The organism is Streptomyces sp. GSL17-111 (assembly GCF_037911585.1).
In the GTDB taxonomy this organism is placed as follows: Bacteria; Actinomycetota; Actinomycetes; order Streptomycetales; family Streptomycetaceae; genus Streptomyces.
Genome location: NZ_JBAJNS010000001.1, coordinates 1355990 through 1379574, shown reverse-complemented (window position 1 = coordinate 1379574; position 23585 = coordinate 1355990). Strand labels below are relative to the sequence as shown.

Below are 23585 nucleotides of genomic sequence, written 5' to 3'. Positions count from 1 at the left end.
GGGCACCGGCCGGGCCCGCCCCGTCGGGAAGAGGACCCCGTGAAACCCGCGCATTCCGAGCACTCCGCGCCCCTCGAGTACGCCGCGCACCCCGAGCACGCCGCAGCCCCCGGCCGGACGTCGGCCGCCCCGCCCGCTCCCTCCGCGAAGCCCCCGCGTCCGTCGCGCGGCAACCGCGACCGGCTGCACGGGCTGCTGATGTCCGCTCCGGCCGTCGGCGGGCTGATCGCCTTCGTCGGCATCCCGTTCTGCTACGCCGTGGTGCTCTCCTTCTACAACGTCCGCCTCGGCTCGCCGCTGGAGCCCACCTTCTTCGGCGTGGAGCACTACCGGCGGCTGTTCACCGACCCTGACATGTCCGGCCCCTTCCTGCGGGCCCTGCTGAACAACCTGACCTTCGCCGTGGTCGTCGTCCCGCTCCAGACGGGTCTGGCGCTGGCTCTGGCGCTCCTGCTCAACCGCAGGCTGAAGGCGATCGGCCTGTTCCGGTCCTTCTTCTTCATGCCGGTGGTCTTCCCGATGGCGCTGGTCGCCGTGATCTGGCGGCTGATCCTCGCCCGCAGCGAGGAGGGCATGCTCAACTCCCTGCTGAACGCGTTGAGTTTCGGCAACTGGGGTGCCTTCGACTGGCTCGGCGACGGCCTCACCGCGATGGGCTCGATCATCGTGCTGTCGGTGTGGCAGGGCGTCGGCTTCCAGATGGTCATCCTGCTGGCCGGCCTCCAACAGATCCCGGGCGAGCTCTACGAGGCCTCGCAGTTGGACCGAGCCTCGCGCTGGCAGCAGTTCCTGCACGTCACCCTGCCCGGCGTCCGCGGCACCCTGGTGTTCGTCGCGATGCTGACCTCGGTGCTGTCCCTGCGGGTCTTCGACCAGGTGTACATCCTCGTCCGCGGCGGCGGCCTCGACGAGGACGCCACCCGCACGGTGATGTACCAGGCCGTCACCACGGCCTTCGACCAGAACAACATCGGCCAGGCCTCGGCCGTCACGGTGGTGTTCTTCCTGATCGTCGTCGCCCTGACGATCGTCCAGCGCCGCGTCGTCCGGCCCGACAACGAGGACTGACTTCCCCATGGCCATGACCCGCACGCCCGTGCGCCGCGTCCTCGACTACACCGTCCTGAGCGTCCTGGCGTTCGTCTTCGCCCTCCCCGCGCTCTACCTCTTCCTCGGCAGCCTCAAGCCGTCCGACGAGGTGCTGAACGGCCTGTCCGGCTTCCTGCCCACCCACCTCTCCTTCGACAACTACACGGCCGTCCTCGACAGCCTCAACTCCGACAGCACCGGGTACTTCTGGCAGTTCATGGGCGTGTCGGTGCTGCTCGCGTTCGTGGTGGTCACGGGCGGACTGATCGTCAACTCGATGGCGGCGTACGGACTGACCCGGCTGCGGTGGCGGGGGCGCAACGCGGTGTTCACCCTGGTCCTGCTGCTGATGCTGATCCCGTTCGAGTCGGTGGCGGTGCCGCTGTTCTACCTGTTCAACGGCCAGCGCAACACCATCTACATCCAGGCGCTGCCGTTCGTCGCCAACGCCTTCGCCGTCTACCAGTTCCACACCTTCTTCCGGAAGATCCCGCCGAGCATCGAGGAGGCGGCCCGGCTGGACGGCGCCGGGCCCTGGCGCACCTTCTTCGCGATCATCGTGCCGATGTCCCGCCCCGTGTTCGCCTCCGTGGCGATCCTCACCTTCCTCATCCAGTGGGGCTCCTTCCTCTGGCCGGTGCTGATGGTGTCCGACCCGTCGGTGCGTCCGCTCCCCCTGGAGATGAGCGTCTTCCAGGGGCAGCAGCCACCGGACTGGGGCCAGATCCTCGCCTTCGGCGTGCTACTGGTGCTGCCCGTGCTGCTCGTCTTCGCGTTCTTCCAGCGCTGGTTCGTCGAGGGGGTGGCCAGCTCCGCCGTCAAGGGCTGAGGCCGTGGTGCGCCGCCCGGCCGGTCGTCACCGAGCGGCCTCCGCCTCCCGCACGGCGGCCGTCACCAGGTGCCACGGGTACCCCTCGGCGTCGCCCTGACCGGGCGGGTGGGGCACGAAGCCGTCAGGCCCGCCCAGCAGCACCCGCACCCCCGCCCCGCGCAACGTCTCCACCGATCGGGCGAACTGCGGGTGCGTCCCGTACGCGCTGTTGACGCACGGCAGGACGACGAGGGGCCACCGCATCCCCACGGCCTCGACGGCGTGCCCGGCCAGCCACGTCGGGGTGAGCCCGAGCGCGACGGTGTTGACGGTGTTGAGCGTGGCGGGGGCGATGACGGAGACGGTCGCGGGTGGCCAGGGCGACCGCGTGCCCAGCCGTCGCTGCCGGTGCCGCACCGGGTGCCCGGTCAGCTCCTCCAGTTCGGGGAGGCGCTCCTCCAGCCACTCCGCCGCCGTCGGCGTGAGCCCGAGGCACACCTCCCACCCCTCGGCCCGGGCGGCGCGGACCGGCCGGTCGATGTACCGCACGGGCGGCGCCGCGCAGCCGAGCAGGTACAGCACACGGGTCGACATGCCCGCCAGTCCACCACACCCCGCCGGGGGACGGCAGCGCCGTGCCCGGCCGCGTCCCACCGCGAGCACGAGACCCCCGGCACGCGCGCCGGGGGTCTCGTCGTCCGTGCGGGGCGGGCACCTCGCCGCCCCCGCGTGTCACTGCTTGTGCTCGGCCTGGAACATCCAGTGGTGCTTCTCCAGCTCGCCCGTGACGCTGATGAAGATGTCCTCGGTCACCGGGTCGACCTTGCCCGCGGCCGACATGCGCTCCCGCATCCGCTCGACGACCTTGCCGAGGGCGGCGGTCATCGTCGCGACGGCGTCGATGTCCTGCTGCCAGCCGTCCACGACGTGGCCGATGCCGCTGTGCGAGGAGACGGTCCCCACCCGGCCGTCCGGCGGTACGCCGAGGGCGGAGGCACGCTCGGCGACGGTGTCGGAGTACTGGCGGGCGGTGTCGACGACGTCGTCGAGCTGGAGGTGGATGGTGCGGAAGCGCGGACCCACGACGGTCCAGTGGATCTGCTTGGCCACCAGTGACAGGTCGACGAGGTCGACGAGGGCGCCCTGCAAGGCGTCACCGACGACCTTGAGCTCCTGATCGGGCAGCGTGCTTTTGACGGCGTACATCCCTTGACCTCGCTCCTTACCGGTTGTGTGGGTTCTGTGTTCCCGTTGCGTGCGGGTACCCGCGAGCGGCGGACCTACGCCACCGCGACGGTGGCCGGAGCGGCGAACGCGGTCTCCAGCCGGGTGAAGTCCTCCAGGCAGCGGCCGGTCCCCACGGCGACGCAGCCCATGGGGTCGTCGGCGACGGTGACGGGCATGCCGGTCTCGCGGGAGAGCCGTTCGTCCAGCCCGTGCAGGAGGGCGCCGCCGCCGGTCAGGACGATGCCGCGCTCCATGATGTCGCCGTACAGCTCGGCGGGGCAGGCGTCGAACGTGCCGCACACGACGTCCACGATGGACTGCGTCGGGGCGTCCAGGGCCTCCAGCACCGCCTCGCAGCCGAGCTGCACGGTCTTCGGCATGCCGGTGACCTTGTCGCGGCCGCGGACCATGATCTGCTCCTCGCGGCCCAGCGTCATCTTGATCTGCTCGGCCGTGCGCTCGCCGACCGCGATGGTGTGCTGCTTCTCGACGTACGCCGCGATGGCCGTGTCGAGGGCGTCGCCCGCGACGCGGGAGTGGCGGGCGACCACCATGCCGCCCAGGGAGATGACCGCGACCTCGGTGGAGCCGGCGCCGATGTCGACGATCATGGACCCGCAGGGCTCGTAGACGGGCAGCCCGGCCCCGATCGCCGCGGCCATCGGCTCCTCGATGAGGTGTACCGAGCGCGCGCCGGCACGGGAGGTCGCCTCCAGGACGGCGCGGCGCTCGACGCCCGTCACCCCGCTCGGCGTGCACACCACGATCCGGGGGGCGCGGCTGCGGCTGCGGCGCGCCTTGGCGATGAACTGCCGCAGCATGCCCTCCGCGGCCTCGTAGTCCGAGACCACGCCGCCCTTGAGCGGACGGGTCGCGACGATGGTGCCCGGCGTCCGGCCGACGGCCTGCCGCGCCTCGTGCCCGACGGCGAGCACCTGGCCGGTCCGGGAGTCGACGGCCACGACGGAGGGTTCGTTGAGTACGACGCCGCGCCCGCGGGCGTACACGAGGGTGTTGGCGGTGCCGAGGTCTATGCCGAGGTCACGGGTGCTGAACGACGTCGTGTTGGCCATGGACGTGTCTCTGCTTTCGTGGTGGTACAGGAGCCTTGTATGTGATTGTCGTGTTTTTTGGGGCGACTGCCACCGGGCACCGGGCGGGCTACGGCAATCGGGGCACCCGCCGCCCCGCACGCCGGCGCCCATAGGCTGGCCCCATGGCTACGCATCTGATCACCGGGGCCGGTTCGGGCATCGGCGCCGCGGTCGCACGGGAACTGCTCGCACGCGGCGACGAGCTGTGGCTCCTGGCGCGGGACGCCGGCCGGGCGCGCCAACTGGCCGAGCGGTTCGGCGACGGCGGCGGCACCGTCCGCACCCTCGTCGGGGACCTGGCCGAACCGGAACGGCTGTCCTGGGCCTTCGGCCACCAGGAGCTGCCCGGGGAGCTGGACTCGCTGGTCCACAGCGCCGGCGTCTGCGACCTGGGCGAGGTCGGCGAGCTGACGCCCAAGGTGTGGCAGGCGACGCTCGCCGCCAACCTCGTCGCGCCCGCCGAGCTGACGCGTCTGCTGCTGCCGCAGCTCCGCCTGGCACACGGCCACGTCGTGTTCGTCAACTCCGGTGCGGGACTGCGGGCCAACCCGCAGTGGAGCGCGTACGCGGCCAGCAAACACGGACTGAAGGCGCTGGCCGACGCGCTGCGCGGCGAGGAGGCCGGCCACGGCGTCCGGGTGAGCAGCGTCTACCCGGGCCGGACGGCGACGCCCATGCAGGAGAAGGTGCACCGGCAGGAGGGGAAGGCGTACCGGGCCGAGGACTGGATGGCTCCGGAGTCCGTCGCCCGCACCGTCCTGACCGCCCTGGACCTGCCGCCCGGCACGGAGGTCACCGACCTCAGCGTCCGTCCCACCGGCTGAGATCACCCGGCCGGATGCCGGTCCCCGGCCGGGACGCTCGTAGGCTGCCGCTGTGAGCGAGAGCGAGAGCGATACGTCAAGGGCGGCGGCACCGTCAGCGTCGGCAGGGACCGCCGGTGCCCGGCCGCTTCGTTGGGGGCCGGGCGCGGCGAGCGGGATCGGGTCGATGCCGGGGGAGGACGCGCGGGAGGCCGCGCGGACCGTCGTCGGCGCCCTGGAGGGGCCCACCCACCTGCCGCACCTGCCGGAGCTGCCCGCCCGGGGGCCCGGGGCGGACATGGCGGGGCGCACGATCGGCCTGCTGGTCGAGTTGTACGCGCACGTCGAGCCGAGCGGCTGGCGGATCAGCGACCGGCCGGGGCGCGACACCCGGCGGGCCCGCGCGTGGCTCGGCGAGGACCTCGACGCCCTGGAGGAGTTCACCCAGGGCTACACCGGCGGGCTCAAGCTCGCGGTGACCGGCCCCTGGACGCTGGCCGCGTCCCTGGAACGCCGTTCCGGCGAGGCGATGCTCGGCGACGCGGGAGCCTGCCGCGACCTGACGGCCTCCCTCGCCGAGGGCGTGCGCGCCCACCTGGCGGACCTCCGCCGCCGGGTGCCCGGGGCGGCTCCCGTCCTCCAGCTCGACGAGCCCGCCCTGACCTCCGTGCTCACCGGCCGGGTCCCCACGGCCAGCGGCTACCGCACCCACCGGGCCGTGGACCGCGCCGTCGTGCGGGACGCGCTGGCCGACCTGGTGCGGGCGGCGGACGGCGTCCCCGTCGTCGTCCACTCGTGCGCCCCGGACGTGCCCTTCGCCCTGCTGCGGCGCGCGGGCGCGACCGGCGTCTCCTTCGACGCCGCGCTGCTCACCGAACGTGACGACGAGGCGATCGGGGAGGCGGCCGAGGCGGGCACGGCGCTCTTCGCGGGTGTCGTGCCGGGCACGGGGACGACGGCCGGGGCATTGTCGGACCCGGCCGGTAGCGTCATGGGTGTCAGGTCGCTGTGGCGCAGGCTGGGGCTGTCGCCCGGGCTCCTCGCGGAGTCCGTGGTGATCACTCCCACCTGCGGTCTCGCCGGTGCCGCGCCGGGCTACGCCCGCGCCGCTCTGGAGCACTGCGTCCGGGCAGCGCGATCACTGGCCAACAACCCAGAGTGACGGCCTGAGTAACGGGAGGACGAGACGGTGGCTGCCGAAGAGCACTCATCAGTGCCCGCCGAGGCGCGGGAGGAGCACCTGCGCCTGGCCCAAGAGGTGGACGCACACCGCTTCCGCTACTACGTGAAGGACGCGCCGGTCATCTCGGACGCCGAGTTCGACCGGATGCTGCGGGCGCTGGAGGCGCTGGAGGAGCGCTACAGCGAGCTGCGGACGCCCGACTCGCCCACGCAGCAGGTCGCGGGCCGGTACGAGACGGAGTTCACCGCCGTCCCGCACCGGCAGCGCATGCTCTCCCTGGACAACGCCTTCGACGACGAGGAGCTGGCCGGCTGGGCCGACCGCGTCGCCCGCGAACTGGAGGGCGTGCCCCACCACTTCCTGTGCGAGCTGAAGATCGACGGGCTGGCCGTCAACCTCACCTATGAGCGCGGCAGGCTCGTCCGCGCCGCCACCCGGGGCGACGGGCGCACGGGCGAGGACATCACGCCGAACGTCCGCACCATCGCCGACGTCCCCGAGCGGCTGGCCGGGGAGGGCGTCCCGGAGCTGGTCGAGATCCGCGGCGAGGTCTTCTTCCCCATGGACCGCTTCGAGGAGCTCAACGCCCGGCTCGTCGAGGAGGGCAAGGCGCCCTTCGCCAACCCGCGCAACGCCGCAGCCGGTTCGCTGCGGCAGAAGGACCCGCGGGTGACGGCGGGCCGCCCGCTGCACATGCTCGTGCACGGCATCGGCGCGCTGGAGGGCCTCGCCCCGGCGCTCACTCCCGCCTCCCTGTCCGAAGGCTACGCGCTGCTGCGCCGGTGGGGCCTGCCCACACCCGAGCACCACCGCGTGGTCGACTCCCTGGACGGCGTCCGCGCGTACATCGCGGACTCCGGCGAGCGTCGCCACGCGCTCGGCCACGAGATCGACGGCGCCGTCATCAAGCTGGACGAGATTCCGCTCCAGGGGCGGCTCGGCTCCACCTCCCGCGCCCCGCGCTGGGCGATCGCCTGGAAGTTCGCCCCCGAGGAGGTCAACACCAGGCTGGTCGACATCCGGGTGGGCGTCGGCCGCACCGGCCGGGTGACGCCGTACGCCGTCGTCGAGCCGGTGACGGTGGCGGGCAGCGAGGTCGAGTTCGCCACCCTGCACAACCAGGACGTCGTCAAGGCCAAGGGCGTCCTCATCGGTGACACCGTCGTGCTGCGCAAGGCGGGCGACGTCATCCCGGAGATCCTCGGCCCCGTGGCGGAGCTGCGGGACGGCGGCGAGCGGGAGTTCGTCATGCCCGCCGCCTGCCCCGAGTGCGGGACGGCGCTCCAGCCGATGAAGGAGGGCGACATCGATCTGCGCTGCCCCAACGCCCGTTCCTGCCCGGCGCAGCTCCGCGAGCGGCTGTTCTACCTCGCCGGCCGCAAGTGCCTGGACATCGAGCACTTCGGATACGTCGTCGCCACCGCGCTCACCCAGCCGCTGGAGCCCTCCGAGCCCGTGCTGAAGGACGAGGGCGGGATGTTCGACCTCACGGTCGAGGCGCTGCTGCCCATCCGGACCTACGTCCTCGATCCGGACAGCGGCCTGCCCAAGCGCGACCCGAAGACGGGGGAGAAGAAGGTCGTCACCCTCTTCGCCAACCAGAAGGGGGAGCCGCGCAAGAACACGCTCGCCATGCTGGAGAACATCGCGGCGGCGCGCGGACGTCCGCTGGCGCGGGTCATCACCGGGCTCTCCATCCGGCACGTCGGGCCCGTCGCGGCCGAGGCGCTGGCCCGGGAGTTCCGCTCCATCGACCGCATCGCGGAGGCGAGCGAGGAGGAGCTGGCCGCCACCGAGGGCGTGGGCCCGACCATCGCCGCCTCCCTGAAGGACTGGTTCGCGGTGGAGTGGCACCGGGGCATCGTCGAACGCTGGCGGGCGGCCGGGGTGCGGATGGCCGAGGAGGGCGGCGCGGACAGCGGTCCCCGCCCGCTGGACGGCGTCACCGTCGTCGTCACCGGCACGCTGGAGTCCTGGACGCGGGACGCCGCGAAGGAGGCGCTGCAGAGCCGGGGCGCCAAGGTGACCGGCTCCGTGTCGAAGAAGACCTCCTTCGTGGTCGTGGGCGACAACCCCGGCTCCAAGTACGACAAGGCGGTCCAGCTGAAGTTGCCGATTCTTGACGATTCGGGGTTCAGCGTCCTGCTCGAACAGGGGCCCGACGCCGCCCGCGAAGCGGCTCTGACCATGGCGGAGGAACAGCCCTGACCTGCCGTCAAGCCTCTCGCGTCACTGCCGTCCCGCAGGCAACGCCCTTGATTTCCGTACGAGATGACGGACAATTAGCCGACCCGCGCGGATGACCACGGCTCGATCGGTGCCCCTGCCACTCGTCCGGCACCTACTGTGGGAATCGTGCGCCTGCCGTGGCGCGGTGCACCGACGGCCGTGAGAGGGACGCGCATGCAGCTGACACCCGAGGAGCGCGACACCGGCTCTGCGGGCGAGCCCGCCCGTCCGCCCGCCGGTGTCCTGCGCCGCGCCGCGCTCGCCTCCGCGCCGTGGCTGCGTCCACTGGTCGTGGGGACCGCTGCCGTCACCCTCCTCGCCGGGATGTACGTCAACATCAGCAACGGCCGGGCCCTCTTCCCCGGCGGCACGGCGGGCTGGGCCTTCGCCGCGCTCACCGGCGTCGTCGTCATCCACCTCGTCGCGCTCGGGCGGGACCGCTGGTGGGGCGGCACCGGTTCGGGCTCCGCCCTCACCCTCGCGATCCTCTTCCTCTACGGCAGCGCCCCGGCCAGCCTCGTCAGCATCGCCGTCGTCGTGTTCGTCGGCGCCGCCCGGCACCGCAGCTGGCGCCAGTCCGTCGTGCACGGCGCGGTCGACCTCCTCGGCATCGGCAGCGCCGCGCTCACCCTGATGGCGTTCGGCACCCGCCCCTCCGTCGAACAGCCGTGGGGGCCGGTCGGCTGGAGCTGGGCCGCCGTGCCCGAGATGCTCGTCGTCGCCTGCGTCTACCTCTTCGTCACCCGCGTCCTGGAGTGGTACTGCCGCACCCGCCGCAGCTCGCTGCCCGCCGCGGGGGTACCCACGGCGGCCCGTACCGCACTGATACGCCAGGGGCTGATGTGCGTCGCCCTGGTCGGCATATCCCCCCTGATCGTGGTCGTCGCCGAGGCCCGGCCGCTGGTGCTGCCGCTCTTCGCGGTCCCGTTAATCGCCCTCGACTCCACCCTGTGGATCGCCAGGGTGCGGGCCGAGGAACAGCTGCGCGATCCGCTCACCGGCCTCCCCAACCGCATGTGGCTCATGGAGCGCACCTGGACGGCGCTGGACGACGCCGACCGGCAGCAGGCCCGCTCCGCCCTCGTCCTCATCGACCTCGACCGCTTCCGCTCCGTCAACGACACCCTCGGCCACCTCGCCGGCGACCGGCTCCTCCTCCAGATCGCCGACCGACTGCGCATCGCCCTCCCGCGCGGGGCGGAGGCCGCCCGCCTCGGCGGCGACGAGTTCGCCGTCCTCCTGCCGCTCGCCGCCTCCGCCACCAGCGCCCAGCGCGTCGCCCGCACCCTCGTCTCCGCCCTCAGCTGCCCCCTGCACCTCGACGGCCTCAGCCTGGTGCTGGAGGCCAGCGCCGGTGTCGCCGTCTTCCCCGACCACGCGCTGGAGGCCGAAGGGCTGCTGCGCCGGGCGGACGTGGCGATGTACGAGGCCAAGCGCGACCGCAGCGGCGTCGAGGTCTACGACGCGGCCCGGGACGGCAACACCCCCGACCGCCTCGGCCTCCTCGGTGACCTGCGCCGCGCCCTGGACGCCGGCGAGGTGCAACTGCACTACCAGCCCAAGGTGCGCTTCGACGGGCAGGTCACCGGCCTGGAGGCGCTGGTCCGCTGGGTCCACCCCGAGCGCGGCCGGGTCCCGCCCGACGTCTTCATCGCCATCGCCGAGACGTCCGGGCTCATGCCCCGGCTCACCGAGTACGTGCTGGAGACGGCGCTCAGCCAGGTCGCCCGGTGGCGCGCGGCCGGGCTCCGCGTCCCCGTCGCCGTCAACGTCTCGCCGCGCGACGTCCACACGCCCGGCTTCGCGGGCGCCGTCGCGGCCCGGCTCGCCCGGCACGGCGTCCCGGCCGGTGCCCTCCAGCTGGAGATCACCGAGCACGTCCTGCTGGAGGACCCGCAGCAGGCGGCCGACACCCTGGCCGGGCTCACCGGCCACGGCGTGAAGATGTCGCTGGACGACTTCGGCACCGGCTACTCCTCCCTCGTCCACCTGCGCAAACTGCCCGTCAGCGAGCTGAAGATCGACCGCTCGTTCGTGGCGCGGCTCGCCGTCGACGACCAGGACGCCGCGATCGTGCGCTGCACCGTGGACCTGGCCCACTCCCTGGGCCTGCTCGTGGTCGCCGAGGGCGTGGAGGACGACGAGACCTGGGAGCGCCTGCGCGACCTGGGCTGCGACGCGGTGCAGGGCTGGCTCGTCTCGGCGGCGATGCCGCCCGCCGAGACGACGGCGTGGCTCCGGGCGCGCGGTGTCGGGCCCGCCCTGCCCGCGCCGATCCCCACCGCCACCCCGGCCGTCCGGCCGGGCATGGCCCACCCGTCGCTGCCGTCGGCGGACTGACCCCGCGCGGCGCGGGGCGGCGCGGACGCGGGACGGGGCCGACGCGTCGTCGGCTGTCGGGCGGCGCGGGCGGAGCGCATAGGATTGGGCCGCACACCGGAAACCGGTAAGCCCTGCCCGAAACCCCTTAAGGACCGCCGCATGCCTGGCATCACGCGCGAGGAGGTCGCTCACCTCGCGAAGCTGGCACGCCTGGAGCTGAAGGACGAAGAGCTCGATCACTTCGCCGGACAGCTCGACGACATCATCGGAGCGGTCGCCGCCGTCTCCGACGTCGCCACCGAGGACGTGCCGCCGACCTCCCACCCGCTGCCCCTGACGAACGTCATGCGCCCGGACGAGGTCCGTCCGAGCCTGACGCCCGAGCAGGCGCTCTCCGGCGCGCCCGCCCAGGAGCAGCAGCGTTTCAAGGTGCCGCAGATCCTGGGTGAGGAGTGACCGGTATGACCGACCTGACGAAGCTCACCGCCGCACGGACGGCGGAGCGGATCGCGAGCGGCGAGACGTCCGCCGTCGAGGTGGCCGAGGCCCACCTGGCCCGCATCGAGGCCGTCGACGAGAAGGTGCACGCCTTCCTGCACGTCGACCGCGACGGAGCCCTGGAGACCGCCCGCCGGGTGGACGCCAAGCGGGCGGCGGGCGAGACGCTCGGCCCGCTCGCGGGCGTACCGCTCGCGCTCAAGGACATCTTCACCACCGAGGGCGTGCCGACGACCGTCGGCTCCAAGATCCTCGAAGGCTGGGTCCCGCCCTACGACGCCACCGTGACGCGTCGACTGAAGGACGCGGACGTCGTCATCCTCGGCAAGACCAACATGGACGAGTTCGCCATGGGGTCCTCCACCGAGAACAGCGCCTACGGTCCCACCGGCAACCCGTGGGACCTCACCCGCATCCCCGGAGGCTCCGGCGGCGGCTCCTCCGCCGCCCTCGCCTCCTTCCAGGCGCCGCTGGCCATCGGCACGGACACCGGCGGCTCCATCCGCCAGCCCGCCGCCGTCACCGGCACCGTCGGCGTCAAGCCGACCTACGGCGGGGTCTCCCGCTACGGCATGGTGGCCTTCTCCTCCTCGCTGGACCAGGGCGGCCCCTGCGCCCGCACCGTGCTGGACGCGGCCCTGCTGCACGAGGCCATCGCGGGCCACGACCCGATGGACTCCACCTCCGTCGACGCCCCCGTGCCCGCCGTCGTCGAGGCCGCCCGGACCGGTGACGTGCGCGGGATGCGCGTCGGCGTCGTCACGGAGTTCTCCGGGGAGGGCTACCAGGACGGCGTCATGCAGCGGTTCACCGAGTCGGTGGAGCTGCTGCGCGAGCTGGGCGCCGAGATCGTCGAGATCTCCTGCCCGTCCTTCACCAAGGCGCTCGCCGCCTACTACCTGATCGCGCCCAGCGAGTGCTCGTCCAACCTCGCCCGCTTCGACGCCATGCGCTACGGCCTGCGCGTGGGCGACGACGGCACCCGCTCGGCCGAGGACGTCACCGCCCTCACCCGCGAGGCGGGCTTCGGGCCCGAGGTCAAGCGCCGCATCATGCTCGGCACCTACGCCCTCAGCTCGGGTTACTACGACGCCTACTACGGCTCGGCGCAGAAGGTCCGCACCCTCATCACCCGGGACTTCCAGCGCGCCTTCGAGTCGGTGGACGTCCTCGTCTCGCCGACGACGCCGACGACGGCCTTCCCCATCGGGGAGCGCGCCGACGACCCCATGGCGATGTACCTCGCCGACCTGTGCACCATCCCGTCCAACCTGGCCGGCAACGCCGCCATGTCGCTGCCCTGCGGCCTGGCGCCGGAGGACGGGCTCCCGGTGGGGCTGCAGATCATCGCCCCCGCCATGGCTGACGACCGGCTCTACCGGGTAGGCGCTGCCGTCGAAGCCGCCTTCCACACCCGGTGGGGGCATCCGCTGCTCGAGGAGGCACCCGTACTGTGAGCAACATCAAGAAGGCCAAGCGCTTCAAGAAGTCCAAGGCCGGCACCTACCTGTCCATCGGCACCTCCCTGTTCGGTGCCGTCAGCGTCGTCAAGCAGGCCCGGCAGGCCCGCGAGGACCACGACCGCCTGCAGCTCGTCGACGCGCTGATCTCGGCCGCCGCCCTCACCACCGGCGTCCTCATCCTGGTGCGGGAGCTGCGCAGCATGAGCAGCGACGACGTCCTCGCCGGTGACTGATCGAGAGGCTGTACTTCCGTGACCGTGATTGACCTGGTGTCGTACGAGGACGCCCTCGCGTCCTACGACCCCGTCATGGGCCTGGAGGTCCATGTCGAGCTCGGCACCAAGACCAAGATGTTCTGCGGCTGCGCCACCGTGCCCGGTGCCCCGGCCAACGCGCAGACCTGCCCGACCTGCCTCGGCCTGCCCGGCTCGCTGCCCGTCGTCAACGCGACGGCCGTCGAGTCCGCCGTGAAGATCGGCCTCGCGCTGAACTGCTCCATCGCCGAGTGGTGCCGCTTCGCCCGGAAGAACTACTTCTATCCGGACATGCCGAAGAACTTCCAGACCTCCCAGTACGACGAGCCGATCGCCTTCGACGGCTACCTGGACGTCCAGCTGGAGGACGGCGAGGTCTTCCGCGTCGGCATCGAGCGGGCGCACATGGAGGAGGACACCGGCAAGTCGACGCACATCGGCGGTGCCACCGGCCGCATCCACGGCGCCTCGCACTCGCTCCTGGACTACAACCGGGCCGGCATCCCGCTCATCGAGATCGTCACCAAGCCGATCACCGGCGCCGGGGACCGCGCCCCGGAGATCGCCCGCGCCTACGTCGCCGAGCTGCGCGAGCTGATCCGCGCCCTCGGTGTCTCCGAGGCGCGGATGGAGATGGGCCAGATGCGCTGCGACGTCAACCTGTCGCTGATGCCGACGGGCTCGCGGACGTTCGGCACCCGCAGCGAGACGAAGAACGTCAACTCGCTGCGCAGCGTGGAGCGTGCCGTGCGCTTCGAGGTCCAGCGGCACGCCGCGGTCCTCGACGGCGGCGGCGTCATCGTCCAGGAGACGCGCCACTTCCACGAGGACGACGGCAGCACCACCTCCGGACGGGTCAAGGAGGAGGCGGAGGACTACCGCTACTTCCCCGAGCCGGACCTCGTCCCCGTCGCCCCGGCGCGCGAGTGGGTCGAGGAGCTGCGGGCCACGCTTCCGGAGCTGCCCCGGCTGCGTCGCAACCGGCTCCGCGAGGAGTGGGGCATCTCGGAGCACGAGATGCAGTCCGTGCTCAACGCCGGGGCGCTCGACCTCATCATCGCCACGATCGACGCCGGCGCCCCGGCGGACCAGGCCCGCAAGTGGTGGATGGGCGAGCTGGCCCGGCGGGCGAACGAGACCGGTACCGAGCTGACCGAGCTGACGATCACCCCCGAGCAGGTCGCCCGGGTCTGCGCCCTGGTCGCCGAGGGCTCGCTCAACGACAAGCTGGCCCGCCAGACCATCGAGGGCGTCCTCGCGGGTGAGGGCGGACCGGACGAGGTCGTCGAGAAGCGCGGCCTGAAGGTCGTCTCGGACGAGGGCGCGCTCGGCACGGCCGTGGACGAGGCCATCGCCGGCAACGCCGCGATCGCCGACAAGATCCGCGGCGGCAAGGTCGCGGCGGCCGGCGCGCTGGTCGGCGCCGTCATGAAGGCCACCCGTGGCCAGGCCGACGCCGCCCGCGTGCGCGAGCTGATCCTGGAGCGGCTCGGCGTCCAGGGCTGAGCCGGGCCGGGACGTGCGCCGCGCCACCGCAAGGCCCTCTGTGGGCCGGCCTAAGGCCGCGGGCCCCGCGCCCTAAGGCGTGCGGTCCGCGCGGATGCGGCAGTCGTCCGATGCGGCGGCGCCTCCTCAGAGCGGAGGCTGAAGGAGCTCCACCAGGCGGTGGGGCTCCTTTCCGCATCGAGGAGAACCCGACATGTACCAGGACTTCCTGGCCCACGAGGCACGCATCGCCGGGCTGCGTGCCGAGGCCGAGCACGAACGGCTGGTGGCCGCCGTCAAGCGGCACCGCTCCACCACCCGGCGCGGTCCGGCGACCCGGCGGATCTCACGCTGGGTGAAGGCCGCCTGAGGCCGGGCGGAAAATCTCCTGCCGTGAAGTCGGTCCCCTGTGCGATGCTCGACGGCGTGCAAGCGTCCAGCATCAGTCCCGTGTTCGTCGGCCGTGGAGCCGAGCTGTCCCAGCTGGCCGACGCGCTCGCCCGCGCCTCGGCGGGCGAGCCGCAGGTCGTGGTGGTGGGCGGCGAAGCGGGGGTGGGCAAGACGCGCCTGCTGGAGGAGTTCCTGGGCGCCGCCCGGCACATGGACGTGGTGACGTCCGTCGGCGGGTGCATAGAGATCGGCGCCGACGGTCTGCCCTTCGCCCCCGTCTCCACAGTGCTGCGTTCCCTGTACCGGCAGCTGGAGGGCGAGATGTCCGCCGCCGTGGCCGGTCAGGAGGGCGAGCTGGCCCGGCTGCTGCCCGAGCTGGGGGAGCCCACCCAGCAGTTCGACGACGAGGTCGGCCGGGCCCGACTGTTCGAGCTCACGGCCCGCCTGCTGGAGTCCCTCTCCCAGGAGCGCACCCTCGTCCTGGCCGTGGAGGACCTGCACTGGGCCGACCGCTCCACCCGCGAGCTGCTGGCCTACCTCATCCGTTCCCTGCACCACGCCCGCGTGGTGCTGATGGCCAGCTACCGCTCCGACGACATCCACCGGCGGCACCCGCTGCGGCCCTTTCTCGCCGAGCTGGACCGGCTGCGCACCGTCCAGCGCGTCGAGCTGCCCCGGCTCGGGCGCGTCGAGGTACGGGACCAGATCGCCGGCATCCAGGGCGTCCGGGAACCGGCCCGCGAACTGGTGGACGAGGTCTTCGAGCGCTCCGAGGGCAATCCCTTCTTCGTCGAGGAGCTGACGACGCACTGCGCGACGTGCGACCTCAGCGACTCCCTGCGCGACGTGCTGCTCGTGAGGGTCGAGGCGCTGCCGGACGCCGCGCAGCGCGTGGTGCAGATCGCCGCCGGAGGCGGGACGACCGTCGAGTTCGGGTTGCTCGCCGCCGTGGTCGGCGGCCCGCAGGACGAGCTCCTCGCCGCCCTCCGCGCCGCCGTGGGCGCACACGTGCTGGCCCCGACGGAGGACGGCGACGGCTACCGCTTCCGGCACGCCCTCGTCCGGGAGGCCGTCAGCGACGACCTGCTGCCCGGTGAGCGCACGGCCCTGAACCGCCGCTACGCCGAGGCCGTCGAGGCCGACCCGTCACTGGTCCGGGCGGAGCACCACGCCGCCCGGCTGGCGAGCTACTGGTACCACGCCCACGACGTCGCCAAGGCCCTGCCCGCCGTCCTCGACGCGGCCGTCCAGGCGCGTCGCCGCTACGCGTACTCCGAGCAGCTGCGCCTGCTGGACCGGGCGCTGGAGCTGTGGGAGAGCGCGTCGGTCGAGACGCGGCGCCGTCTGCGGGCCTTCGACCACGCCGACGCCTATCCCGCCTGCGGCTGCGACGACGACGCCGTGCGCTACCTCGACCTCCTCGCCGAGACCGTCTCCACCGCGCTGCTCGCCGGGGAGCGCAAGCGTGCACTGACCGCCATCAAGAAGGCGCTGCGGCTGCTGGAGGACGGCGAGGGCGAGCACACCGGCGACCCGCTGCGCGCCGCGTGGTTCTGGACGCAGAAGAGCAAGCTGCGCGGCCTGAACCGGCAGGGCGACGGCTGGGACGAACTGGCCAAGGCCCAGGAGCTGGTGCGTGGGCTCCCGCCCTCGCCCGTCCACGCCGAGGCGCTCGCCAACGTGGCCGCCTACGGCGCACTGCACCCGCACGACCCGGACATCCTCACCACCGCACAGCGCGCCGTCGACCTGGCCGGGGTCGTCGGCGCCGAGGCCATCGAGCTGCACGCCCGCACCACCCTCGGCTACCTCCTCGTCGAGTCCGGCGACGCCGACGCGGGCGTGGCCGAGATGCGCGCGGCGGCGCGGCGCAGCGGTGAACACGGCATGGTCGCCATCGTCGGCCGGGCCTACACCAACCTCGGTGACGTCCTGCACGGCCTCGGCCGGTTCGCCGAGGCGCTCGAGGTGCTGGACGAGGGGCTGGAGCTGCTCAAGCGCTTCGGTCAGCCGGGCCGCAAGGGCTGGCTCTACGGGAACCGGGCGGAGAGCCTCTTCGCGCTCGGCCGGTGGGACGAGGCCGAGCGCTCGCTCGAGGACGCCCGGCAGAACGCCGACACCCCGTGGTCGCTGATCACGTCCTCGCTGGTCACCGGGCAGCTCGCCGTCCTGCGCGGCCGCTCGGGCCAGGCCGCCGAGGCCCTCGCCGAGGCCCGCCGCCTGTGCGGCACGCACGACCCGCAGCCCCAGCACATGATCCCCCTCATCACCCTGGAACTGGACATCGAGGCGTCCCGGGGTCGGCTGGCGGAGGCCCGCCAGGTGCTGATGAAGGCCGTCGAGGTGGGCTTCCCGATGGGAACCGAGCGGTACGCCTGGCCGCTGCTGCTCTCCGCCGCCATCGCGGAGTCCGAGTCGCGCGGCCTGCCCTCGGCGGACGCCGGACGCGCCGAGGTCCTGGCCGCCGTCCGCCGCACCGCGCGCCGGCTGCCACGCCTCTACCCGGCGCCCACCGTGTACGGGCTGCTGGCGGACGCGGAGCTGCTGCGGGCCGAGGGCCGCAGCGACCCGGCCCGCTGGGAGGAGGCCATCGCCGGGCTCGACGCGCTCGACATGCCCTACCTGCTGGCCTTCGCCCGCTACCGGCTGGCCGAGTCACTGCTGGAGGCGCGGCCCGGCCAGGCGTCCCGCGACGAGGCGGAGCGCCTGCTGCGCCCCGCGCACGCGGTGGCCGACGGACTGGACGCCGTTCCGCTGCGGGACGGCATCGAGCTGCTGTGTGCCCGGGCGCGCATCGCCCTGCACGCGGAGGCTGCGGCCGAGCCCGCCGGGCGGGCGGAGTCGGCCGCACCGGGGGAGGCCTTCGGCCTCACCCCGCGCGAGCGGGACGTGCTGGCGCTGGTGGCGGCCGGGCGCAGCAACCGGCAGATCGCCGACGAGCTGTACATCTCGCCGAAGACGGCCAGCGTCCACGTCTCCAACATCCTGGCCAAGCTGGGCGTCGGCAACCGTGGTCAGGCCGCCGCCCTGGCCCACCGCCTGGGTCTCGTCCCCGCCCTGCCCGTCACCGCGAGCTAGCTCATCCGGGGGCGGCCCTGCCAGAGGTCGGGGCCGAACACCTCGTAGTGGACGTCCTCGGGCCGGACCCCGCGTCCCAGCAGGTCGCCGCGGACGGTCCGCAGGAACGGCGTCGGCCCGCACAGGTAGGCGGTCAGGCCGTCCGGCAGGTCCAGGCCGCGCACGTCGGCCAGGCCGGTCGACGCCTCCGTCGGCCCGGGGCCGGGCGCCTCGTACCAGAGGTGGAGCCGGGCGCCGGGCAGCGCGCGGACCAGCTCCAACTGCTCCGTGCGGTGGGCGTGGTCGGCGGGGGAGCGGTCGGCGTGGACGGCGACGACCCGCCGCGCGGAGCCGACCCGGGCCAGGTGGGCGAGGATCCCCAGCATCGGCGTGATGCCGATTCCGGCGGAGGCGAGGAGCAGCGGTCCGCCCCGCTCGGTGGCCTCGTCCGGCAGCACGAGGTCGCCGAAGGGGGCGGAGACGGTGAGGACGCCGCCGGGGCGTGCGTGCTCGTGCAGCCAGGTCGAGACCTCGCCCTGCGGTCCCCGGGTGGAGCGGACGCGCTTGACGCTGATGCGCCACTCGCCCTCCTGCGGTGCGGAGGAGAGGCTGTACTGGCGGATCTGCCGGGCGCCGTCGGGAAGCTCGGTCCGGACACTCACGTACTGGCCGGGCCGGAACGTTCCCGCCGGACGTCCGTCGGTGGGGCGGAGGCGGAGGGAGACCACGTCCGGGGTCTCCTGGCGCCGCTCGGTGATCTCCATCGGCCGCCAGACGTCGCCCTCCGCGACGCCGGCGTCGCGGTAGAGTCCGGCTTCGATCGCCATCAGCGCGTTGGCCATGAGCCAGTAGACCTCGTCCCAGGCGGCGGCGACGGCGTCGGTGACCGCGTCGCCGAGCACCTCGGCCACGGCCGCGAGGAGGTGCCGGTGGACGATCTTGTACTGGTCCGAGGTGATCCCGAGCGAGGCGTGCTTGTGCGCGATGCGGGCGAGCATGGCGTCGGGACGCGCGTCCGGCCGCTCCAGCAGCAGGCCGGCGAACGCGACGACGGAGCCGGCCAGGGCCTGCTGCTGTTGCCCGTTCGCCTGGTTCCCACGGTTGAACAGGTCCCGCAGCAGCTCGGGGTGGGCGTCGAACATCCTGCGGTAGAACGTCCGGGCGATCTCCTCGATCGCGGCGCTGACGGCGGGGAGGGTGGCCCTGACGACGGGTACGGCCTGTTCGGACAGCACGGCGCCTCCTGAATAGGTATGTGAGATGCGTATTTATGGATGTGGGGCGACCCGGGGCGTCGGGACGCCGTCGGGTGAGCGGGTCGGGTTGTCGGGCGGGGTGAGCGGGTCGGGTTACCGGGGTGGGGGGCCGGTCAGGGAGAGGAGGACCGGGCCGGTGGGGGAGGTGACGAGATCGGCGACGGTGAGGGGGTCGAGGGCGGCGTAGAAGGCCTCCTGGGCTCCGCCGAGCGCCCGCCGCAGCCGGCAGGCCCCGCGCAGTGGGCAGGGGGGATCGTCGCAGGCGACGACCTCGCCCTCGCCTTCCAGTTCACGCACCAGCCAGCCCAGCGAGGCGTGCCGCCCCAGCTCGGTCAGGGCGAGCCCGCCGCCTCGGCCCCGGCGGGTCTCGACCACGCCCAGATGGCGCAGGCGCGTGATCGCCTTGGCGGCGTGCGTGTGCCGCACCTCCATCGCGGCGGCCACGTCGCCGGTGGTGGGCACCTCGTCCTCGGAGCAGACCGCCAGGCGCATCACGCAACGCAGGGCCAGATCGGTGAACTTCGTCAGTCGCACGAGAAGAACTCTAGCTAATGCGTATCTGGGATGCGCATTAGGGGTCGGGTAGCGGAGGTGCGCGACGGGAGCGGACCGCAGGGCCGGTGGTCAGACGGCCAGACCCTCCGGCTCGTCCTCCCCGTCCTCGCCCTCCTCCAGGCGGGGGCGCGACGGCAGGACCGCCGCGGCGAACGGCAGCGCGATCAGCACGTGCCCCGAGTCCAGGTCGACCGGGCCACAGCCGGGGCCGTGGTCACCCTCCTCGACCCGGGTGTGCTCCAGCCGCTGACGTTCCTCCTCGGCGTGCTGCACGCCGGGCGTGAACAACTCCTCCGCCGGACCGAACATGGCGCACTCCTCACCCCACCCGCACGGGCGGTCCTTATGACGGCCGCTCCGTCACCCACGGTCAGCTGACCGTCAGCTTCAGGACGCGGTCGTCCTCGCCGTCCGGGCTGCCCCGGCCGTCGGTGTTGCTGTTCATCAGCCACAGCTCGCCGCCGCCGTCCGCGACGACGGTGCGCAGCCGTCCGTACTCGCCTTCGAGGAACGCCTCCGGCTCCGCCGCGAGTTCCCGCCCGTCCAGCGGAACGCGCCACAGCCGTTCACCGCGCAGGCCCGCCAGCCACAGCGAGCCCTGCGACCAGGCCAGCCCGGACGGCGACGCCTCCTCGGGCCGCCACTGGGCGACGGGGTCGACGTAGCCCTCCTCGTCGGCGGCCCCCTCGACCACCGGCCAGCCGTAGTTCTTCCCCGCCTCGACGAGATTGAGCTCGTCCCACGTGTTCTGGCCGAACTCCGAGGCCCACAGCCGGCCCGCACCGTCGAACGCCAGCCCCTGCACGTTGCGGTGGCCCAGGGAGAACACCGGCGAGCCCGGCTTCAGGTTTCCCTCCTGGGGCGCGCTGCCGTCGGGTCGGACCCGCAGGATCTTCCCCGCCAGCGAGTCCTCGTCCTGCGCGGCGTCGCCCTGGTTCGCGTCCCCGGTGGCGACGTAGAGCATGCCGTCGGGGCCGAAGGCCATGCGCCCGCCGTTGTGGATCGACGCCTTCGGTACGCCCCGCACGACGGTGTCCGGCGCGCCGAGCCCCGCCTCCGGGTCGTCCGCGTCGTACGCCATCCGCACCACGCGGTTGTCCGACGCGCTGGTGAAGTAGGCGTACAGGTAGCCCTCGGCGTCACCGATGCCGAGGGTGATGCCCAGCAGGCCCCCCTCGCCCCCCGGATCGACGCCGGGCACGGCGCCGACCTCCGTGACGGTGCCGTCCTCCGCCGCCACCCGCTGGATCGTGCCGTTGTCCCGGGAGGAGACGAGCAGATCGCCGCCGGGCAGGGGAGCCAGGCCCCACGGGGACTCCAGCCCCGTCGCCACCGTTCCGTCGACATCGACCGAGCCCCGGGCCGGAGCCGGGGACGCGGCCGGGCCGGAGGGCCCGGGAGCGTCGGGGGAGGCCGCCGGCGAAGCGGTCGGGGCGTCGGTGGGACGCGGTGCGGGCGCCCCCTCCTGCCCCCCGTCGTCCGCCGGGCCGCCCGCACAGGCGGCGGTGAGCAGCAGCGCGGTGGCCAGCACGGCGGTTGAGGCGGGGCGTCGCACGGCGGGTTCCTTCCTTCGGCCTGTTGTCTTCAGGACACCACATGGCGCGGCGGTGTGCGGAGGGATCGGCGGCGCCATCAGCGCCATCAGCGCCGTCAGCGCGCCCGTGGGGCCGACGGTCGTGTACCCGGCCGTCAGTCCCACGAACCCAGCGCGGGCGGCAGCGCGCCGATCTCGGCCACCTCCGCGTCCGTCAGGCGCAGCCGCCCGGCGCGCGCGTTCTCCACGGCCCAGCGGGCCTTCTTGGTGCCGGGGACGGGCACGACGTGCGGCCCCTGGGCCAGCAGCCACGCCAGGGCCACCTGCGCCGGGGTGGCGTCCCCGTGCCGGGCGGCCACCCGCCGCAGCCCGGCGACCACCGGCTGGTTGGCCGCCATCATCTCGGCGGTGAAGCGCGGGTGCCGGGCCCGGACGTCGTCGGGCTCGAAGCCGCTGCCCGGCGTGAGCGTGCCGCTCAGGAAGCCGTGCCCCAGCGGCATCGCCGCCAGCAGCCCGACACCGCGCTCCGCGCACCAGGGCAGCAGCCTGCCCAGCGCCTCCCGGGACCACACCGACAGCTCCGCCTGCACCGCGCTCACCGGGAAGACCTGCTGCACGCGGCGCAGCTGCGTCAGCGTCGCCTCGTACAGGTCCGTGCCGGGGCCGCGCCTGCGGGTCCGGGCGTCGACCGCGCACCACCCCAGCGCCCGCACCTTGCCCGCCGTGACGAGCTCCGCCATCGCCCCCCACGTCTCCTCCACCGGCACCTCGGGGTCGGGGCGGTGCAGCTGGTAGAGGTCGATGACGTCGGTCTGGAGCCGGCGCAGCGAGGCGTCACAGGCGCGCCGGATGTAGGAGGGGCGGCCGTTGGCCACGATGTGCTGGTCGCCCACGAGCAGCCCGGCCTTGGTGGAGACGAACGCCTCCGCGCGGCGCTGCCTGAGCACCCGGCCCAGGAGGAGCTCGTTGGTGAACGGGCCGTACATGTCGGCGGTGTCCAGCAGCGTCGTCCCCTCGTCGAGCGCGGCGTGCAGCGCCCGCACGGCCTCCTCGCCGACCTGCTCGGACGTCGTGTAGGCCCAACTCATCGGCATGCAGCCGAGACCGATCGTCCCGACGCGCAGTGCCGCGGCGCCGAGTGTCCTGCCCTCCACCGGCTCCGTTCCCCCTTCCACCGTCGAAACCCCCAAACTAACCGGTCGGTCCCGCCCGTTCGGCCCGCGGTCGGGCACCGCGCACCCGGCCCGGCTCCGGGGGGAGCCCTTAGCCTGGGTCCTCATGAGCGCAGCTGACGTGTGGCTTCCCCTGCCGGCGGACGACCTGGAGGGTCTGCCGGACGCCTTCACCTACCGCTACTGGAACGCGGAGGAGCCCTACCCGGCCGACCCCGCCCGCTGCGTCGGCTATGTCGTCCCCTACCTCAAGCCGCCCGCCGACGTGTTGCGTCCGCTGGAACGGATGCCGTCCGTACGGCTGGTGCAGACCCTGACGGCCGGGGTCGAGCACATGGCCCCCTGCCTCGACGCGCTCGCCCCGGGCGCGGTCCTGTGCAACGCCGGCGGGGTGCACGACGCGAGCACCGCCGAGCTCGCCCTGACCCTGATCCTCGCCTCCCTGCGCGGGCTCCCCGACTTCGTCCGCGAGCAGGACGCGGGCCGCTGGCGCGGCGGTTTCCGCCCCGCCCTCGCGGACCGGCGGGTGCTCGTCGTCGGCCAGGGCGGCATCGGGCGGGCCGTCGAGGAGCGGCTGATCCCCTTCGAGGTGGCCGGCGTCGACCGCGTCGCGCGGACCGCACGCCCGGGTCCGTACGGTCCGGTGCACGCCCTGGCGGAGCTGCCGCGCCTGCTGCCGGAGGCGGACGTCGTCGTGCTGGCCGTGCCGCTCACCGAGGAGACGCGGCACCTGGTGGACGCCCGGTTCCTCGCCGCGATGCGCGACGGCGCCCTGCTGGTCAACGTCGCACGCGGCGGCGTCGTGGACACCGGTGCGCTGCTGGCGGAGCTGGAGTCCGGGCGGCTGCGGGCGGCCCTGGACGTGACGGACCCCGAACCCCTGCCCGCAGGGCACCCGTTGTGGCAGGCCCCCGGGGTGCTCATCACCCCGCACGTGGGCGGCCCGACGTCCGCGTTCTGGCCGCGTGCCCGGCGACTCGTGGGCGCCCAGCTCCGGCGACTGGCGGAGGGCGGGCCGCTGGAGCACGTCGTGCACCGCGCCGGGTGAGGGCCCGGCGCGGCGCGGCCGACGGCGCGCGAGGCCGACCGGGAGCCCCTGAAGCCCTCCGGAAGCCACCCGGGAGGCTGCGGGGCGGTCGGGGAGGCTTCCGCGTCAGCTCCGC

21 protein-coding genes are annotated in these 23585 nt (G+C 73.5%); 13 read left to right on the top strand and 8 right to left on the bottom strand.

Annotated elements, in window-relative coordinates; genetic code table 11:
- Positions 1–39: 39 nt before the first annotated feature.
- Together V6D49_RS05790 and V6D49_RS05785 are read left to right on the top strand one after the other, a co-directional pair.
- Positions 40–1068 carry a carbohydrate ABC transporter permease gene (locus V6D49_RS05790; protein WP_340557702.1) on the top strand — a complete coding sequence of 343 codons (1029 nt, stop codon included), beginning with the start codon at positions 40–42 and terminating at the stop codon, positions 1066–1068.
- A gap of 7 nt (positions 1069–1075) precedes the next feature.
- Positions 1076–1918: a carbohydrate ABC transporter permease gene (locus V6D49_RS05785; RefSeq protein WP_340557701.1), complete on the top strand. Its 843-nt coding sequence runs from the start codon at positions 1076–1078 to the stop codon at positions 1916–1918.
- 27 nt (positions 1919–1945) lie between these two features.
- Here V6D49_RS05785 and V6D49_RS05780 read toward each other — a convergent pair whose 3' ends face one another.
- From V6D49_RS05780 to V6D49_RS05770, 3 genes are all read right to left on the bottom strand, one after another.
- Positions 1946–2494 (bottom strand): flavoprotein, encoded by a 549-nt coding sequence (locus V6D49_RS05780; protein ID WP_340557699.1) that lies wholly within the window; start codon positions 2492–2494, stop codon positions 1946–1948.
- Positions 2495–2632: 138 nt separating this feature from the next.
- Positions 2633–3106 (bottom strand): Dps family protein, encoded by a 474-nt coding sequence (locus V6D49_RS05775; RefSeq protein ID WP_340557697.1) that lies wholly within the window; start codon positions 3104–3106, stop codon positions 2633–2635.
- 74 nt (positions 3107–3180) lie between these two features.
- Positions 3181–4200 (bottom strand): rod shape-determining protein, encoded by a 1020-nt coding sequence (locus V6D49_RS05770; RefSeq protein ID WP_340557695.1) that lies wholly within the window; start codon positions 4198–4200, stop codon positions 3181–3183.
- 143 nt (positions 4201–4343) lie between these two features.
- Here V6D49_RS05770 and V6D49_RS05765 point away from each other — a divergent pair, with 143 nt between their 5' ends.
- The 10 genes from V6D49_RS05765 to V6D49_RS05720 all read left to right on the top strand — a co-directional run bounded on the left by V6D49_RS05765 (position 4344) and on the right by V6D49_RS05720 (position 17926).
- Complete coding sequence (locus tag V6D49_RS05765; protein ID WP_340557693.1) at positions 4344–5045, top strand: SDR family oxidoreductase; 702 nt, start codon at positions 4344–4346, stop codon at positions 5043–5045.
- A 166-nt stretch (positions 5046–5211) separates the two neighbouring features.
- Positions 5212–6186 carry a methionine synthase gene (locus tag V6D49_RS05760; RefSeq protein WP_340557692.1) on the top strand — a complete coding sequence of 325 codons (975 nt, stop codon included), beginning with the start codon at positions 5212–5214 and terminating at the stop codon, positions 6184–6186.
- Between the two features lie 27 nt (positions 6187–6213).
- A complete protein-coding gene (gene ligA / locus V6D49_RS05755; protein WP_340557690.1) occupies positions 6214–8415 on the top strand; it encodes an NAD-dependent DNA ligase LigA in 2202 nt (733 codons plus the stop codon).
- Between the two features lie 195 nt (positions 8416–8610).
- On the top strand, positions 8611–10776 hold the full coding sequence (locus tag V6D49_RS05750; RefSeq protein ID WP_445330470.1) for a putative bifunctional diguanylate cyclase/phosphodiesterase: 2166 nt from the start codon (positions 8611–8613) through the stop codon (positions 10774–10776).
- Between the two features lie 141 nt (positions 10777–10917).
- Entirely contained in the window at positions 10918–11214 is a 297-nt protein-coding gene (gene gatC, locus V6D49_RS05745; RefSeq protein ID WP_191211684.1) for an Asp-tRNA(Asn)/Glu-tRNA(Gln) amidotransferase subunit GatC, read from the top strand.
- 5 nt (positions 11215–11219) lie between these two features.
- A complete protein-coding gene (gene gatA, locus V6D49_RS05740; RefSeq protein WP_340557689.1) occupies positions 11220–12713 on the top strand; it encodes an Asp-tRNA(Asn)/Glu-tRNA(Gln) amidotransferase subunit GatA in 1494 nt (497 codons plus the stop codon).
- Positions 12710–12952 carry a hypothetical protein gene (locus tag V6D49_RS05735; protein WP_340557688.1) on the top strand — a complete coding sequence of 81 codons (243 nt, stop codon included), beginning with the start codon at positions 12710–12712 and terminating at the stop codon, positions 12950–12952. The genes gatA and V6D49_RS05735 overlap by 4 nt, the downstream gene beginning before the upstream one ends.
- A gap of 18 nt (positions 12953–12970) precedes the next feature.
- On the top strand, positions 12971–14479 hold the full coding sequence (gene gatB, locus V6D49_RS05730) for an Asp-tRNA(Asn)/Glu-tRNA(Gln) amidotransferase subunit GatB (protein WP_340557686.1): 1509 nt from the start codon (positions 12971–12973) through the stop codon (positions 14477–14479).
- A gap of 193 nt (positions 14480–14672) precedes the next feature.
- Positions 14673–14828 (top strand): hypothetical protein, encoded by a 156-nt coding sequence (locus tag V6D49_RS05725; protein WP_340557685.1) that lies wholly within the window; start codon positions 14673–14675, stop codon positions 14826–14828.
- A 44-nt stretch (positions 14829–14872) separates the two neighbouring features.
- A complete protein-coding gene (locus tag V6D49_RS05720; RefSeq protein WP_445330620.1) occupies positions 14873–17926 on the top strand; it encodes a helix-turn-helix transcriptional regulator in 3054 nt (1017 codons plus the stop codon).
- Here the strand turns inward: V6D49_RS05720 and V6D49_RS05715 are convergent.
- The 5 genes from V6D49_RS05715 to V6D49_RS05695 all read right to left on the bottom strand — a co-directional run bounded on the left by V6D49_RS05715 (position 17923) and on the right by V6D49_RS05695 (position 22404).
- The gene (locus tag V6D49_RS05715; RefSeq protein WP_340557681.1) at positions 17923–19140 is read right to left on the bottom strand and encodes a globin domain-containing protein; all 1218 of its coding nucleotides are present in this window, start codon (positions 19138–19140) and stop codon (positions 17923–17925) included. The genes V6D49_RS05720 and V6D49_RS05715 overlap by 4 nt on opposite strands.
- A 114-nt stretch (positions 19141–19254) precedes the next feature.
- Positions 19255–19695 carry an RrF2 family transcriptional regulator gene (locus V6D49_RS05710; protein WP_340557679.1) on the bottom strand — a complete coding sequence of 147 codons (441 nt, stop codon included), beginning with the start codon at positions 19693–19695 and terminating at the stop codon, positions 19255–19257.
- A 90-nt stretch (positions 19696–19785) separates the two neighbouring features.
- Positions 19786–20025, bottom strand: coding sequence for a DUF6191 domain-containing protein (locus tag V6D49_RS05705; protein WP_340557677.1), 240 nt, complete (start codon positions 20023–20025; stop codon positions 19786–19788).
- Positions 20026–20086: 61 nt separating this feature from the next.
- Positions 20087–21271, bottom strand: coding sequence for a PQQ-dependent sugar dehydrogenase (locus V6D49_RS05700; protein ID WP_340557674.1), 1185 nt, complete (start codon positions 21269–21271; stop codon positions 20087–20089).
- Positions 21272–21405: 134 nt separating this feature from the next.
- On the bottom strand, positions 21406–22404 hold the full coding sequence (locus V6D49_RS05695; protein WP_340557672.1) for an aldo/keto reductase: 999 nt from the start codon (positions 22402–22404) through the stop codon (positions 21406–21408).
- Between the two features lie 124 nt (positions 22405–22528).
- Between V6D49_RS05695 and V6D49_RS05690 the strand changes: the two genes are divergently transcribed.
- Positions 22529–23470: a 2-hydroxyacid dehydrogenase gene (locus V6D49_RS05690; protein WP_340557670.1), complete on the top strand. Its 942-nt coding sequence runs from the start codon at positions 22529–22531 to the stop codon at positions 23468–23470.
- Positions 23471–23585: the final 115 nt, after the last annotated feature.